Here is a 14,237-nt window from a genome sequence, read left to right as displayed (position 1 = left end):
GCGGGTCCCGGCCTGGCGGGCATCGGCCTCGCCCGCACGGCGCTCACACCCGGCCCGCGCCGACCGCGTCCATCATCAGCGGCCACGCCTTGTCGAGCTCGGGCTTCCAGTAGTTCCAGTTGTGCCAGCCGTCGCCGTAGACGTTGGTCGTGGCCGGGATGCCGAGCTGCTGGAGCCGCGCGACGAAGTCGGTGGTGGTGGAGCCGACGATGAGCTCGCCGACGGCGCCGAGGAAGTTGCGCTGGAGCGGCGTCTCGAGCGGCTTGTCGTAGGGCCCGGGCAGGCCGGTCGTGCCGCTGGAGATGTAGAGGCCGGTGCCGCGCAGCCGCTCGGCGAGCTCGTACGGGTCGTAGGACTTCCAGTTCTTGTCGTCCCACCCGGGGACGCCCCAGACACGGAACGGGTCGAAGTCGAACGGGATGCCCTGGATCATCAGGACCCACGGGAGGCCGGGCTTGGTCAGGTGCAGGATGCCGCTGAAGCTGGCCGCGTACCGGAACGTGCCGGGGTGCCGCGCCGCGTAGGCGATGGCGCCCTGCCCACCCGAGGAGACGCCGAGCGCGGCCCGGTTCGTGCCCGCGCGGTAGTTGCGCTCGAGCAGCTGCATCACCTCGGCCATGTGGAAGGTCTCCCACTTGGGCGTCCCGCGCTGGCCGTAGTTCCACCAGTCGGCGAACCCGCCGTTCTTGCCGCCGGACGGCATCACCACCATCACGTCCCACTTGGCGGCGAGCCCGACGATCTGGCTGCCCCGCACCCAGGAGGTGTAGTCGTCGTTGCCGCCCTGGTAGGCGTAGACGACGGGCCAGGTGCGCGCGGCGCCGCGCGACCAGCCCTTCGGCACCAGCACCCGGACCATCTCGGTCGCGCCGACCGAGGGCGACTCCACGGCGAGGTCCACCGTGGTGTCGTCGATCCACTTCTCCCCGGTGATCCGCGCTCCGCTGTCGGCGGTACGGAGCGCCGGGGCCGCCGAGTGCCCTGGGGCGGACGCGGCGAGCGTGCCGGCGGACGCGCTCGGCACCACGCTCGACATTCCGGCGGCCAGCACGAGGACGAGGGACCCGTGGGCCACCCGCCGCAGGAACACTGAGTCGCGACGCATCGACATTCCTCCGCGATCGGTCAGGGGTGAGGGTCCCGATCCCGGCCGTGCCCGGATGGCAGGCCTCTGGGGACCGTCGCGACGCTATGCCAGAAATGTCCGTCCGCGTGAGACAGATCACGCACCAATTCGGTGCGCGAATTCACCGAAAAGTGACAAGAAGAGCCAGGTCAATTCCTATAGACCCAGTAGACACTGGCTAGTTTTTCACTCTGTGACGATCTTCGGTTCCAGGGTGTCACCGGAACTCAGACGATCACCACTTCGAGGGTGCGCGGCCCGTGCACCCCCTCGACCCGGTCGAGCTCGATGTCGCTCGTGGCCGACGGGCCGCTGATCCACGTGAGCGGACGGGACGGGTCGAGCCGCGCGAGCGCCTCCGGGACGGTGCGGACGATCTGGTCGCGGCGGACGACGCACAGGTGGTGGTCGGGCACGAGCGTCAGGGCGCGCCGCCCCTGATCGGGCGACGCGTCCAGGACGATGGTGCCGGTCTCGGCGATCGCCACCGCGCAGCCCGTCACGACGCCGTCGAGCCCGTCGAGCCGGTCCGCCGACAGCGGCGGGTCGTCGCGGACCGTCTCCACCCCCGCCAGCCATTCCGCGGGCACCCCCGCGGGGGCGACGACGCGCCCGCCGCGGGCGGTCAGCAGCTCGGCGACCGCGGCGTCGGTGTGCACGACCGCCTTGTAGTCCACCAGCCGGTCGATCAGGAGCTCCACGATGTCGGCGCCGGCTCGCGTCCGCTGGTAGCCGCGGGGCACCGGCGCGTCCTCGGGGCCCTCGTCGCGCGGCACGTCGGCGAGCGCCGCCCGCACCTTCGCCAGGATCTGCTCGCGCGTGCTCATCGGGTGCGCTCCCACCAGTCGCGGAACGATTCGGGCGGCGGGGCCGGGATGTCCCGCGTGTCGGTCCAGGCTGCCAGCGGCCCGGGCAGGCGCCGCGGCGTCAGCCGCCGGAAGCGGCCCGCCGTGCGCTGGGCGCGGGCGAGGAGCGCGGGCGAGGCGAGGACCCGCCGCGCCGCCCCCATCGCGAGGCGCTCGGCCCGGTGGCCGCCGCCCGACACGACCTTGGCGCGCAGGTCGAGCAGCACCTCGGGGATGTTGATCTCGACCGGGCACACGTCGTAGCAGGCGCCGCACAACGTGGACGCGTACGGCAGGGACGCGTCCAGCTCCGACGACAGGCCGCGCAGCTGCGGCGTCAGGATCGCGCCGATCGGCCCCGGATAGACCGACCCGTAGGCGTGCCCGCCGGAGCGTTCGTACACCGGGCACACGTTCAGGCAGGCCGAGCAGCGGATGCAGCGCAGCGCCTGCCGTCCCACCTGGTCGGCCAGGACGTCGGTGCGGCCGTTGTCGAGCAGGACGAGATGGAACTCCTGCCCCTCGGTCGCGCCGGTCCACGTCGAGGTGTAGGGGTTCATCCGCTCGCCGGTGGACGAGCGCGGCAGCGTCTGCATGAAGACCTCGAGGTCGCGCCAGGTCGGCACGAGCTTCTCGATGCCCACGACCGAGATGAGCGTCTCGGGCAGGGTCAGGCACATCCGGCCGTTGCCCTCCGACTCCAGCACGACGAGGGTGCCGGTCTCGGCGACCGCGAAGTTGGCGCCCGAGATGCCGACCTTCGCCGACAGGAACCGTTCGCGCAGGTGGAGGCGGGCGGCCTCGGCCAGCGCGGGCGGGTCGTCGGCCAGGTCGTCGGGCGCGGGACGGCCCCACTCCGACATCGACCGGCGGAAGATCTCCCGGATCTCCGACCGGTTGCGGTGGATCGCCGGGACGAGGATGTGGGACGGCAGGTCGTCCCCCAGCTGCACGATGAGCTCGGCCAGGTCGGTCTCGTACGCCGTGATGCCGGACGCGGCGAGCGCCTCGTTGAGGCCGATCTCCTGCGTCGCCATCGACTTGACCTTGACGACCTTGGTCTCGCCGGTCGCCTTCACCAGGCCGGTCACGATGCGGTTGGCCTCGGCCGCGTCGGCGGCCCAGTGCACGTGCCCGCCGGCCTTCACCACGGCCGCCTCGAGCTGCTCCAGGTAGACGTCCAGGTGGCGCAGCACCCGGTCCTTGATGGCGGCGCCCGCGGCGCGCAGCTCCATCCAGTCGGGCTGCTCCTCGACGACCGCCGCGCGCTTGCCGCGGATGGTGTGCGTGGCCTTGTGCAGGTTGTGGCGGAGCTGGGCGTTGCCCACGGCGCGGGCCGCGGCCTGCGGGAAGGCGGGCATGCCGACGAACGTGCCGCTCATGAGGGGTCCTCCTCGGTGGAGGCGAGGATCTGGGCCAGGTGCATCGTCCGCACGCCGGCGCGCTGGCGGCGCATGGTGCCGCCGACGTGCATCAGGCACGAGTTGTCGGCGGCGCACAACACCTCGGCGCCGGTGTCCAGGACGTTGCGCACCTTGTCGGTGCACATGGCCGCCGAGACGGCGGGGTTCTTCACCGAGAACGTTCCACCGAAGCCGCAGCACTCGTCGGCGCCGCCCAGCGGCAGCAGCCGCAGGCCGCGCACGGCCGACAGGAGCTTCTCCGGCCGCGACCCCACGCGCAGGGACCGCAGCGAGTGGCAGGTCGGATGGTAGGTGACGCTGTGCGGGAAGTAGGCGCCCACGTCCACGACGCCGAGCACGTCCACCAGGAACTCCGACAGCTCGTAGACGCCCCGCGGCGGCTCGACGCCGAGCGTGGGGTACCACTCGCGCACCATCGCGGCGCACGACCCGGACGGCATCACGACCGCGTCGTACCCGGCGAACGTCTCCCCCACCCGGCGGGCCAGAAGCTCGGCGTCGGCGCGGTATCCGGTGTTGAAGTGCATCTGCCCGCAGCACGTCTGCGCGGACGGGAACTCGACCGTGCAGCCCAGCCGCTCCAGCAGCCGGACGACCGCCTTGCCCGTGCCCGGGAAGAGCGTGTCGTTGACACAGGTCACGAACAGCGCGACGCGCATCGTCGCGGTCACCTCCCGATCCCGTGGACGCGGCGCGCGGTGCCGCCGAAGACCTCGCCGCGCTCCATCTCGCTGAGCCCGTCGAACCCGCCGCGCAGGTGATGCGCGTCGATCATCATTGATCCTCTCTCGCCGTCATTCTCCTCCTTGAGGAACGGGTGCCTCACAGGACAGCAGACCAGCGTCGCGCAGGTCCGTCCAGAGCCCGGGCGGCACGGCTCGCGCCGTGACGGCGGATTCCGAACAGGCCTGAAAGCCCCCCACCCGCCGTCCTAAACGCTCGGTCACGCAAGGTAGCCTTCCTGAGGAAGATCAGTGATCAGGCACGGAGGACCACGTTCGCTATGGGGCGGGCAGCGGACCGGTTTCGGCGCACATTTCAGGTACTGATGGACGGGGCTCCGCACGAGCCCCCCGAGGACGAGCCCGGCGAGATCGTCGATCCCCGGGCCATCGACCTGGTCCTGCGGGTCGGTGACCTCCTCCTCGCCAGCGGCGAGTCCACCGAGCGCATCAACGAGGCGATGCTGGGCCTGGCGCTCGCCTTCGAACTGCCGCGCTGCGAGGTCCAGGTGACCTTCACCGCGCTGATGGTCTCCGTCCACCCCGGGCAGGGCGCCGCGCCGGTGACCGCCGCCCGGACGGTGCGGCGGCGCACCCCGGCCTACTGGCGGCTGACCGAGCTGCACGCCCTCGTCCAGGAGGCCTCCATCGGCATGCTGGAGCTGGAGGAGGCGCACAGGCGGCTCGCCGAGATCAAGCACGGCCAGGCCCCGTACCCGCCCTGGCTGCTGGTCGTGTGCTTCGGGCTCATCGCCGCGTCCGCGGCGGTCCTGGTGGGCGGTGGCCCGCTGATCGCCGCCACCGCGTTCATCGCCACCGTGCTGGGCGACCGCACCGGCGCGGCGCTGGCCCGCCGCGGCGTGGCCGAGTTCTTCCAGCTGTCGGTGACCGCGGCGATCGCGGCCGGCGCCGCCGTGCTGGTGATCGCGATGGGCAACCCCAACCGGGCCTCCACCATCGTCACCGGCGCCGTCCTGGCCCTGCTGCCGGGACGCCCGCTGGTCGCCAGCATCCAGGACGGCATCACCGGCAACATGGTCAACGCCGGGGCCCGCCTGCTGGAGGTCTTCTTCCTGATCACCGCGATCGTGGCCGGCCTGGGCGTGGTGGTGTACGCGGCGGTGCACTTCGGCGTGCCGATCGACGTCCAGCACCTGCCCGACTTCCCGGCCTTCCTGTCGCCGGTGGCGATCCTCGCGGCGGCCGCCGTCTCGCTGACCTTCGCGGTCTGCCTGGCGGTGCCGCGCAAGGTCCTGGTGCCCGTCGCGATCGCGGGCGGCATGATCTGGATCATGTACGTGCTGCTGCTCGGCTGGGGCGTGCGGCCGGTGCTCGCCTCGGCGATCTCGGCCGTCGTGATCGGCACGCTGGGCAGCTATTACGCGGCCCGCCACCACGCGCCCCCGCTCCCGTACGTCGTCCCGGCGATCTCCCCGCTGCTGCCGGGCACCCTGCTCTACCGGGGCATGGTCGAGCTCAACGTCGGCGACCCGCAGGCGGGCCTGCTCAGCCTGGTCGGGGCGTTGTCGGTGGGGCTGGCCCTCGGCGCCGGGGTCAACCTGGGCAACGAGCTCGTGCGGGCCTTCCAGCGCGTCGGGCTGAGCGCCTCGGGCCGCTGGGCCCGCCCGGCCGCCCGCCGTACCCGCGGTTTCTGACCCGTTCCGCGGGTGGTGCGAGCGGGCGGAACGGCGTGACCGGGGGGAACGGCGCGCCCCCGGAAATGTCGGTGCCGGACGCTACGTTCACGGCATGTACCGACAGGGAGACATCCTCATCCTGCCCGTGCCGGAGGAGTCCGTTCCGCAGGCCGTCCGCGCCCTGCCGCCCACGCCGCGCGACGGCCGGGGCCGGATGGTGCTGGCCCTCGGCGAGGCCACCGGGCACGCCCACGCCCTCCAGGCCCAGGGCACGTTGCTGCGTGATCCCGACCCGCTCCGGCCCGACTACCTCCACCTGCCCGCGGGCGGGCGGCTGAGCCACGAGGAGCACGCCGCGATCAGCCTGCCCAAGGGCTGGTACCGGGTGATCCGCCAGCGTGAGTACGTGCCCGGCGCGGTCCGGGTGGTGGCCGACTGATGGCGGTCCTGACGGGCGCTGAGCCGACGGGCACCGAGCCGACGGGCACCGAGCCGACGGGCACCGACTGGTCCGCGGCGGCGTTCGCGACCGGCGCCGGCGACCGCGAGCGCGCCGAGGCCGGCGTCCGCGCCGCCTACGCCGCGGCCGGGCTGGCCGCCCCCGAACGTTTCGTCTGGCTCCCCTCCCCCGCCGCCGGCGCGGTCGCCGCGGTGATCCTCACCGGGCGGGCCGAGGTGCTGGAGCGCGCGGGCCTGGCCGACCAGGTCGCCGCCGTCCGCGCGGTGCTCCCCCATGACGCCCTCCCCACAGGCACCGTTCCCACGAACGCGGGGGCGGGCGGGTCCGTACGCGAGGCCGTGCGGACCCGCCCGTGGGAACGTGTGCGTGCCGAGGCCGCCGCCGAGCTCGGCCCGCAGGGCTGGGCGCGCGCGTGGGCCGAGACCGGTGCGCCGCTGTGGTCCCAGGTCAACGACCTGGTGTCCCGCGTCCGCCAGGCCGTCCGCCGGCCCCTTGAGCCCGCCGACGGCGAGGCGGCGCAGGAGACGGCCGCCGAGCTCGCCGCCGGTGTGGCCGTCCTGCGGGGGGCCTGCGCGGAGGCCGTGCTGGGGCAGCACGACGCTCCCTGGCTGGCGCTCTTCGACTCCCTCGGCCGCCTCGACGGGCTGGCCGGTCTCGCCGAGGTCGCCGGGTCGGCGGGCTGGTGGTGGCCCTACGAGCGGCTGGCCGTCATGACCGAACGCCCGTCCGAGCTGCACCGCGACGAGCCGGGCCGGCTGCACCGGGGCGACGGCCCGGCCCTCGCCTACGACGACGGGTTCGGCCTGCACGCCTGGCGCGGCATGCCGATCCCGGCCGACTTCGTCGCCTCGCTCGCCGATCTGGGCCCCGCCCGCATCGACCGCGAGGACAACGCCGAGCTCCGCCGGGTGATGCTCGAGATCTTCGGCTACGACCGCTACCTGGCCGAGACCGGCGCCCGGCCCGTCCACAAGGACGAGACCGGGGTGTTGTGGCGCATCGACCTGCCCGGTGACGAGCCGGTGGCCATGGTCGAGGTGGTCAACTCCACCGCCGAGCCCGACGGCACGTTCCGCACCTACTACCTGCGCGTCCCGCCCTCCATCCGCACCGCCCGCGGGGGCGTCGCCTGGACCTTCGGCGTCGACGAGGCCGACTACCGCCCGCAGAAGGAGACCTGATCCGCCCGGTGGGGCGCCCCCGGGCGCCGCGCCGGGCCGCATCCGAATAGACGGGCCCCCGATCGGGTATCTCCGCAGGTCGGGGGACGTTTTCGGGAGTGGGGTGCGGGTGGCCCGGGTGGACGAGCGCGGCGAGCGCGGCGAGCCGGTCAAAGCGGCCGGGCCGCCCTGGATGTTGCTCTGCGACCTGGCCGTGTCCGCCGCCCTCGTCGTCATGGCCCTCCAGGAGACCGGTCGGTCGCCGCTGTGGCGGGCGTCGGAGGTGGCGCTCGCACTGTCGGTGACGTTGCGCCGCCGGTTCCCGATCGCGGTGATGGCGTTCGTGGGCGCCATGCAGGTGCGCACCCTCGGCACCGAGACCGTGGTGGAGCTGATCAGCTTCATCGTGGCGGCGCAGGCCCTGGTGGCCTACGGCCGGTCCGGCCGGCTCAGGTGGATCGTGCTGGGCGTCGCCGTCGTCGCGTTCATCGAGCCGTGGGACGGCGACTGGTACGCGGTCGACCCGGTGGGGCGGATCTTCGTCTGCACGGCGGTCGTGGTCGGCTCGGTGGCCCTGGGGTTGTACGAGCGTTCGCAGCACACCCTGCGCGCCAGCCTGGCCGACCGGGCCGAGCTGCTGGCCCGCGAGCAGACCGCCCAGGGCGCCCGCGTCCGCGCGGAGGAGCGCAACCGCCTGGCGGCCGAGCTGCACGACGCGCTCGGCCACGAGATCAGCCTGATCGCGGTGGAGGCCGGGGCGCTGGCGGTCGCCGACGGCGATCCCGCCGCCCGGTCCTCGGCGGCCGAACGTATCCGGGCGAACGCCCGCCAGGCGCTCGAGGAGCTGCGCCAGATCGTCGCGGTGCTCGACGGCGGCGACGCGGCCGACCGGTCCCCGTTCACGCTCGCCGGGCTGACGACGCTCGCCGAGCGCATCCGCCAGACCGGCGCCCGGGTCAGGCTCACCGTGTCGGAGCCGGGCGGCCTGCGCGACGACGTCGAACGGCTGACCTTCCGGATCGTGCAGGAGGCGCTGACCAACGCCCTCAAGTACGCGCCCGGCGCCGACCTGTCCGTCACGGTCGCCGAGGCGGCCGGGTGCCTGAGCGTGGCGGTGGTCAACGGGCCGGGCGACGTGTCCGCCGCCGCCCCGGCCGGTGGCGGGCGCGGCCTGCACGGCCTGTCGGAGCGGGTCCGCCGCCTGGACGGCGGCTTCCAGGCCGGCCCGACCCCCGACGGCGGGTTCCGGGTCGTCGCCCGGATCCCCATTGCCTGACCCTCAGGAGCCGGCGGACCCGCACGGGTCGTCGCCGGCCCGGTGCTCGTTCTGCTGGCGCGGGATGCCGGTGGCCTTGACGCCCCGGAAGTCCGCGCCGACGACGACCTCGATGGTGGTGGCGGGGAGGCGGGCCGGGACGGCCTTGGCGCCGGGGATCAGGGCGGCGACGGCGGCCAGCACCACCGACGTCCAGGCGAGGACGCGGTCGCGGGGTGTGGGGAGAGTCGCGGTCATCGGTGATGTCTCGCCACATCCCGGCGTCCGGGTTCACGTTCTATCGTGGGCGGTCATGGGCGGTCTGGACGATGTGAGGCGAACCGTGCTGGCGCTGCCGGGCACGGAGGAGGTGCCGGGGCGCAACGGGCACACCTACTTCCGCACCAGCGGGACGATCTTCACCTGGGTGACCGAGGACGAGCGGACGGCCATGGTCAAGGCGCTGCGCGAGGAGCAGTCGGCGCTGGTGGCCGAGGCGCCGGAGGTCTACTCCCCCGGATACTCCTCGGGCCGGTTCGGGTGGGTCGTGGTCGAGCTGGCCGAGGTGGGCGGCGGGGAGCTGGCCGAGCTGCTCGGCGAGGCGCACCGCCTCACCTACCGGCCGCCTCGCCGAACATGACGGGGATCCGTTCGAGGACGCCGCCGGTGAACACGTCGTAGAGGCCGAGCGGCTCCAGGTGGACATAGCCGATGTGGCAGTCGCACACGTCCAGCGGGCACGGGCGCGGCGCCAGCTCCGCGCGGAACGAGCCGTCGTAGAGGTTGCCGAGGACCGCCGGGACGAAGTGGCAGCGGCGGACCGTGCCCTCGCCGTCGACCGAGACGACCGTGTCGCCCGTCCGGCAGGCCCGGCCCCGGCTCGCGTGCGGGTGGCGGCTGTAGGAGAAGAGCGGATCGATCTCCGTCCAGCCCGCCGCCTCCTCGTCGGTGTAGGTGCGGCCCTCCGCCGCGTTCACCCAGAGGTAGACGCCGGGCGGCAGGTCGGCGCGCAGGCGGCGGGCGTCGGCCAGGTGCTCGGGCTGCCCGACGACGCCGACGCTGAAGCGGATGCCGCGGGCGGCGAGGTCGCGGCACTTGCCGAGGAACCGCTCGTACGGCACCTGGCCGGGGTGGTAGGTGGCCCAGAGCGCGAGGGTGGCGGGGTCGGCGCCGGCCGTCCACGCGACGCGGTGGCTCAGGTTGGTCTGGATCGCGACGCGCTCGACGTGCGGGAGGTGGCTGAGCTCGGTCAGGGCGCGCCGGTACCAGGAACGGACGAGGCCCTCGCCCCACGGCGTGAAGAGGATCGAGACGGGCTGGGCGCGGGCGGTCACCCAGGCGGTGAACCGTTCGAGGGCGGCACGGTCGGCGCGGAGCTGCTGGGGGGTGTCGCGGCGCTTGGCGAACGGGCAGTAGGGGCAGTCGTAGTCGCAACTGGCGAGCGGCCCCCGGTAGAGGATCGTCAGGTGCTCGCTCATCGGGAGGCGGTCGCTCATCGGGAGGTGGCGGCTCATCGGGAGGTGGCGGCTCATCGGGCCTCGTAGGCGGCCATGAGGGCGCGGACGCCGCCGGAGAAGAGCGCCGGGCCGACCGCGTCGGAGTGGGCCAGCCCGTCGGGGGTCAGCCTGATGACGTCGTCGTCGCGGTCGAGCCAGCCGCGTTCGCCGAAGGCGCGGAGGTCGGCGGCGAAGTCGGCGGCGGCGTCGGCGCCGAAGCGCGCCCGGTAGGCGGCCCGGTCGAGGCCCTCCGCCTGGAGCAGCGACTGGAGGAGGTGGCGGCGGCGCCGTTCGCCGTCGTCGAGGGTGAAGCCGACGCGGGCGGTGCCGAAGTCCCGCTCCCGGACGTAGTCGTCGATGATGCCGCGCACCTGGCTCGCCCCCACCGCGTACTCGAACGAGTAGTGCAGCGAGGACGTGTACGAACGGGCGCCGCAGCCGAGGCCGATCATGCCGTCGGTCTGGCAGCAGTACTCGGTGCCGCCCCCGGCGCCGCCGGGCAGCCGGAACATGCGCATGGAGACCTGCTCGTAGCCGTGGCCGATCAGGTGGTCGCGGCCGATCCGGTAGAGCTCCAGGCGCTGGTCGTCCCAGTCGCGGGCACGGCGGCCGAGGCCGGTCAGCGGGCGCACGTAGAGCGGGTAGAGGTAGAGTTCCTCGGGCTTCCAGGCCAGCGCCGCGTCGAGCGAGTGCAGCCAGGTCGCCGGGGTCTGCCCGTCGATGCCGTAGATCAGGTCGATGTTGAGCACCGGGAAGCCGACCGCGCGGATGCGGTCGAGCGCGGCCTCGACCTCTGCGCGCTTCTGCGGCCGGACCGCGGCGCGGGCCTCGTCGTCGAGGAAGCTCTGCACGCCGATCGACACCCGGGTGGTGCCGCGGTCGCGCAGGACCGTCAGGCGGTCGGTGGTGGCGGTGGCGGGCGAGGTCTCGACGCCGAGCGGGATCGCCGGGAGGTCGGCGAAACGGGCGGCGACGTCGCACAGCCGTTCCAGCTCGGGCGCGGTCAGGTAGGTCGGCGTGCCGCCGCCGAACGCGGCCGTGGCGAACGCGGCGTCGCCGCCCAGGGCGTCGGTGACCGCGGCGGCCTGCCGTTCGAGGGCGTCGAGGTAGGCGCCGGTCAGCTCCTCGGGCGCGCCCGTGCGGGTGAAGAGGTTGCAGAAGCCGCAGCGCATCTCGCAGAACGGCACGTGCAGGTAGAGGAAGAGGGCCCGGCGGTCCTCGTCCGCCCAGACGTCGGCGAGGCTCGGCTCGGGACGCAGGGGACGGTAGGCGGTCTTGTGCGGGTAGGCGTAGACGTAGCCCTGGTAAGGCGTGGTGATCGAGCCCTGCTGGGGCGTCGCGAGTGTCATGAGAGCACGAACTCCCCGTACGGAACGGTCCAGACGACCTCGTGGCCGACGCGGTGGCCGGTGTGGCCGTCCTCGCCGTAGGCCGTGCCGTGGTCGGAGCACACGATGACGAAGCACGGCCGCCGCATGAGAGCGAAGAGCCGCGCCAGGCCGCGGTCGACGTGGCGGAGGGCGGCGGCGTGGCTGGCGCGCGAGTCGCCGTCCTCGCGCGTCCCGCCGTCCAGGTAGAACCAGTTGGGCTGGTGCAGCGCCGCGACGTTGAGCAGCAGGAAGAGCCGCCGCCCGGCGGGCAGGCGGCCGACGACCTCGGCGATCCGGTCGATCTGGTTGCCGAGCGAGCCGGGGTCTGTGACGCCGAACGCGGGCTCCCAGTGGCTCTCGGCGAACAGGCCCGGCAGCGCCGAGCCCAGCGGCGTGAGCTTGTTGAAGAAGCCGACGCCGCCCACGCAGACCGTGTGGTAGCCCGCCTCGGCGAGCCCCGCCGGGAGGTCGGCCGCGTCGAACGTCCAGGTGCCGTCGGCCGTCGTCTCGCTGCCGGGGAAGCTCCCGGCGAACAGGCGCGGATGCGGGCCGGGGCTCGCCGGGGTCGGCAGGAACCCGGCGAGCATCGCCGTGTGCGCCGCGTAGGTGAAGCTGCCCGGCGTGTGCCGCCGTTCCCAGCGACCGCCCGGCAGGAGCCCGGCCAGCGTGGGCGTCTCACCGGCCGCCGCCAGCTCGGCCGCGACGTCGTAGCGCAGCGTGTCGAGCGTCACCAGCAGCACGTCGTGGCTGCCGATGACCTCGTTCATGTCGTACATACCTGGGCGTTCCCCATCAAAGCGGCTCTGACCTGGGCAGTGTAGGTGTCGAGCCCTTCGGCCGACGTACCGGGCAGGCCGGTCAGTCCCGGCAGGAGGTCGCCGAACGCGTTCGCCTCGCCCACCGCGAACCGCCGCCAGCCGACGCCCACCAGCAGGTCGACGCCGACCATGAGGCTGCGCGGGAAGCAGGCCGCCGCCGCCTCGCAGACCTCCAGCGCCCGCCGCCAGCCCCGTTCGCCGAGGGCGTCCCGGACCGCGCCGAGATCGCCGCGCGCCCCGCCCAGGTGCAGGTTGGTCATCGGATGCGGGCTCGTGCGCACCACCGCGTGCGTCGCCTCCCCCGCGATCACCACGACCCGCAGGTCGAGCGGGCGGCCGCCGATCGAGGCCTTCGGCATCCAGCCCTCCACGTGCAGCCCGTCCGGCGCGAGCACGTCGATCAGCCGCGCCACGTCCCGCTCGGACTCGTACACGCTGACGCGCAGCGAGTTGTGCGGGCCGTCCGGGCCCATCGCCACCGACGTGACGGCCCTGATCCGCCCGCCCGGCGCGGTCTGCAACGCGACGACGCCGGCGGCCGACGAGCCGTGCGCGGCCTTGACGAACACCCGCCGCACGCCCGCCGCGTCCATCCGCTCCCGGAGCTCGGCATGGCTCGTCACCCGCGGCAGCGCCGGAGGAACGGGCACCCCCGCCGCCGCCAGCAGAGCGTGGCAGCGGCGCTTGTCGAACATCACCGCGATCTCGCCCGGATCGTTCAGCAGCCGCGCCCCGGTCGCGGCGAGGCGATCCAGCCCGGCGGTGAACGTCGCGTACCAGCGCGCGCCCCCGCCCACCCGGGCCGGATCGCCGGGGCCGCGCAGCAGCGCGTCGGCCGCCGCGTCCTCGCCGGGCGAGTCGATGCGCACCACGTCGCCCGGCCCGATCCCGAGCCCGGCGCCGCGCAGGACGTCCGTCCAGGCCACGACGCGGGGCTCGGACTCGCAGGCCGCCGCGAAGAGGCGCACCCGGCGGTCGCCCGGCGTGCCCACGACGGTGACCGTCATTCCGTGACCGCCACGTAGAACCCGGCGCTCCACTCGTCCCAGATGCCCTCCCGGACCGCGTCCGTCAGGTCGAGGTCGACGCCGGCCAGGGCCGAGCGCAGCCGTTCGGCCATCGTCTCCGACAGGTACGCGTGGTGCAGGTCGAGGCCGCGCAGGTGGGTCAGCGGCTGGCCGATGAGCAGCGCCTCCGCGCCCGCGTCGGTCAGGGTGCCCAGGGACAGGCTCAGCGACTCCAGCCCGGCCACCACGGGCGCCGCCGCCACCATCGCCGCGATCTCGTCCTGCATGTCGCTGTTGCGGAGGCCGAGGTGGCGCAGCGCCGGCAGCCGTTCGCCGGCCAGCAGCGGCGCCACGTCGCCGATCTCCGCGCTCCCGCCGTAGACGCGTCCGCCCAGCCACAACTCCAGATGCCGGAGCGCGGGCAGGTCGCACGCGGCCACGGCCCGGACGGTCGCGCCGGACAGCCCGCTCCCTTCGAGCCGCAGCACCTCGAGCGACCCGCTCGCGAACGGGCTCAGCTCGAGCCCGCCGCGCGCCTCGAACCGCTCCAGCCCGGGGAACGCCTGGAGCACCGGCGTGACGTCGCCCTGGCTGATCCACGAGACGTGGTACTCCTCGTCCACGATGTCGCCGAGGAACAGCGCGCGCAGCCTCGGGAACCGGTCGGCGTGCGCGATCAGCGCCTTGGCCGCCGCGGGCTCCTCGGCCCCCCAGAACCCGACGACCAGGCTCGTCACCCGGGTCGTGTCGACCGCGTCCACGAACCGTTCGAAGACCTCCGGGTAGTCCGGGCCGCCCCAGTCGCCCCGGACCGCCCAGGCGACCTCGTCCTCCTCCGGCAGCGGGTCGCCGGTATCCGGGGCGAACGTGACGACCCGCAGGCCGTCGAACTCCTCAAGATGGTCGTCGAAGCTCAC

The 14,237-nt window shown here is 73.9% G+C and carries 15 protein-coding genes; 5 read left to right on the top strand and 10 right to left on the bottom strand.

Features of this window, described 5'->3' with window-relative positions; all coding sequences use genetic code 11:
* Positions 1-43: 43 nt before the first annotated feature.
* The 4 genes from ABZ810_RS32130 to ABZ810_RS32115 form a co-directional block, all read right to left on the bottom strand.
* Positions 44-1,105, bottom strand: coding sequence for an alpha/beta hydrolase family protein (locus ABZ810_RS32130; protein ID WP_358409697.1), 1,062 nt, complete (start codon positions 1,103-1,105; stop codon positions 44-46).
* A gap of 248 nt (positions 1,106-1,353) precedes the next feature.
* Complete coding sequence (locus ABZ810_RS32125) at positions 1,354-1,953, bottom strand: lactate utilization protein C (protein WP_358409696.1); 600 nt, start codon at positions 1,951-1,953, stop codon at positions 1,354-1,356.
* A complete protein-coding gene (locus ABZ810_RS32120) occupies positions 1,950-3,353 on the bottom strand; it encodes a lactate utilization protein B (RefSeq protein WP_358409694.1) in 1,404 nt (467 codons plus the stop codon). The genes ABZ810_RS32125 and ABZ810_RS32120 overlap by 4 nt, the downstream gene beginning before the upstream one ends.
* Entirely contained in the window at positions 3,350-4,054 is a 705-nt protein-coding gene (locus ABZ810_RS32115) for a (Fe-S)-binding protein (protein ID WP_358409956.1), read from the bottom strand. The genes ABZ810_RS32120 and ABZ810_RS32115 overlap by 4 nt, the downstream gene beginning before the upstream one ends.
* A 389-nt stretch (positions 4,055-4,443) precedes the next feature.
* Here ABZ810_RS32115 and ABZ810_RS32110 point away from each other — a divergent pair, with 389 nt between their 5' ends.
* The 4 genes from ABZ810_RS32110 to ABZ810_RS32095 all read left to right on the top strand — a co-directional run bounded on the left by ABZ810_RS32110 (position 4,444) and on the right by ABZ810_RS32095 (position 8,650).
* On the top strand, positions 4,444-5,772 hold the full coding sequence (locus tag ABZ810_RS32110) for a threonine/serine exporter family protein (protein WP_358409693.1): 1,329 nt from the start codon (positions 4,444-4,446) through the stop codon (positions 5,770-5,772).
* Between the two features lie 94 nt (positions 5,773-5,866).
* Positions 5,867-6,193, top strand: a complete 327-nt coding sequence (locus tag ABZ810_RS32105) for a hypothetical protein (protein ID WP_358409691.1) — start codon at positions 5,867-5,869, stop codon at positions 6,191-6,193.
* Positions 6,193-7,395, top strand: a complete 1,203-nt coding sequence (locus ABZ810_RS32100) for a DUF6745 domain-containing protein (protein ID WP_358409690.1) — start codon at positions 6,193-6,195, stop codon at positions 7,393-7,395. The genes ABZ810_RS32105 and ABZ810_RS32100 overlap by 1 nt, the downstream gene beginning before the upstream one ends.
* A gap of 103 nt (positions 7,396-7,498) precedes the next feature.
* Positions 7,499-8,650, top strand: a complete 1,152-nt coding sequence (locus ABZ810_RS32095) for a histidine kinase (protein ID WP_358409688.1) — start codon at positions 7,499-7,501, stop codon at positions 8,648-8,650.
* A gap of 3 nt (positions 8,651-8,653) precedes the next feature.
* Here the strand turns inward: ABZ810_RS32095 and ABZ810_RS32090 are convergent, their stop codons facing one another.
* On the bottom strand, positions 8,654-8,887 hold the full coding sequence (locus tag ABZ810_RS32090; RefSeq protein ID WP_358409687.1) for a hypothetical protein: 234 nt from the start codon (positions 8,885-8,887) through the stop codon (positions 8,654-8,656).
* A 55-nt stretch (positions 8,888-8,942) separates the two neighbouring features.
* Between ABZ810_RS32090 and ABZ810_RS32085 the strand changes: the two genes are divergently transcribed.
* Positions 8,943-9,269, top strand: coding sequence for an MmcQ/YjbR family DNA-binding protein (locus tag ABZ810_RS32085; protein ID WP_358409686.1), 327 nt, complete (start codon positions 8,943-8,945; stop codon positions 9,267-9,269).
* Here the strand turns inward: ABZ810_RS32085 and ABZ810_RS32080 are convergent.
* Genes ABZ810_RS32080 through ABZ810_RS32060 form a run of 5 tightly spaced genes read right to left on the bottom strand, consistent with a single transcriptional unit; the run spans position 9,241 to position 14,237 of the window.
* A complete protein-coding gene (locus ABZ810_RS32080; RefSeq protein WP_358409954.1) occupies positions 9,241-10,143 on the bottom strand; it encodes an STM4011 family radical SAM protein in 903 nt (300 codons plus the stop codon). The genes ABZ810_RS32085 and ABZ810_RS32080 overlap by 29 nt on opposite strands.
* A gap of 14 nt (positions 10,144-10,157) precedes the next feature.
* Positions 10,158-11,474 carry an STM4012 family radical SAM protein gene (locus tag ABZ810_RS32075; RefSeq protein ID WP_358409685.1) on the bottom strand — a complete coding sequence of 439 codons (1,317 nt, stop codon included), beginning with the start codon at positions 11,472-11,474 and terminating at the stop codon, positions 10,158-10,160.
* Positions 11,471-12,262: an STM4013/SEN3800 family hydrolase gene (locus ABZ810_RS32070; RefSeq protein WP_358409683.1), complete on the bottom strand. Its 792-nt coding sequence runs from the start codon at positions 12,260-12,262 to the stop codon at positions 11,471-11,473. The genes ABZ810_RS32075 and ABZ810_RS32070 overlap by 4 nt, the downstream gene beginning before the upstream one ends.
* Entirely contained in the window at positions 12,259-13,320 is a 1,062-nt protein-coding gene (locus ABZ810_RS32065) for an STM4014 family protein (protein WP_358409682.1), read from the bottom strand. Before ABZ810_RS32065 ends, ABZ810_RS32070 begins: the two co-directional genes overlap by 4 nt.
* Complete coding sequence (locus tag ABZ810_RS32060) at positions 13,317-14,237, bottom strand: STM4015 family protein (protein ID WP_358409681.1); 921 nt, start codon at positions 14,235-14,237, stop codon at positions 13,317-13,319. Before ABZ810_RS32060 ends, ABZ810_RS32065 begins: the two co-directional genes overlap by 4 nt.

Origin of the sequence: Spirillospora sp. NPDC047279 (assembly GCF_040643285.1) — a bacterium.
Lineage (GTDB): Bacteria > Actinomycetota > Actinomycetes > Streptosporangiales > Streptosporangiaceae > Spirillospora.
Note: the sequence above shows the minus strand (reverse complement) of the source record. Positions and strands in the feature narration are given on the sequence as shown.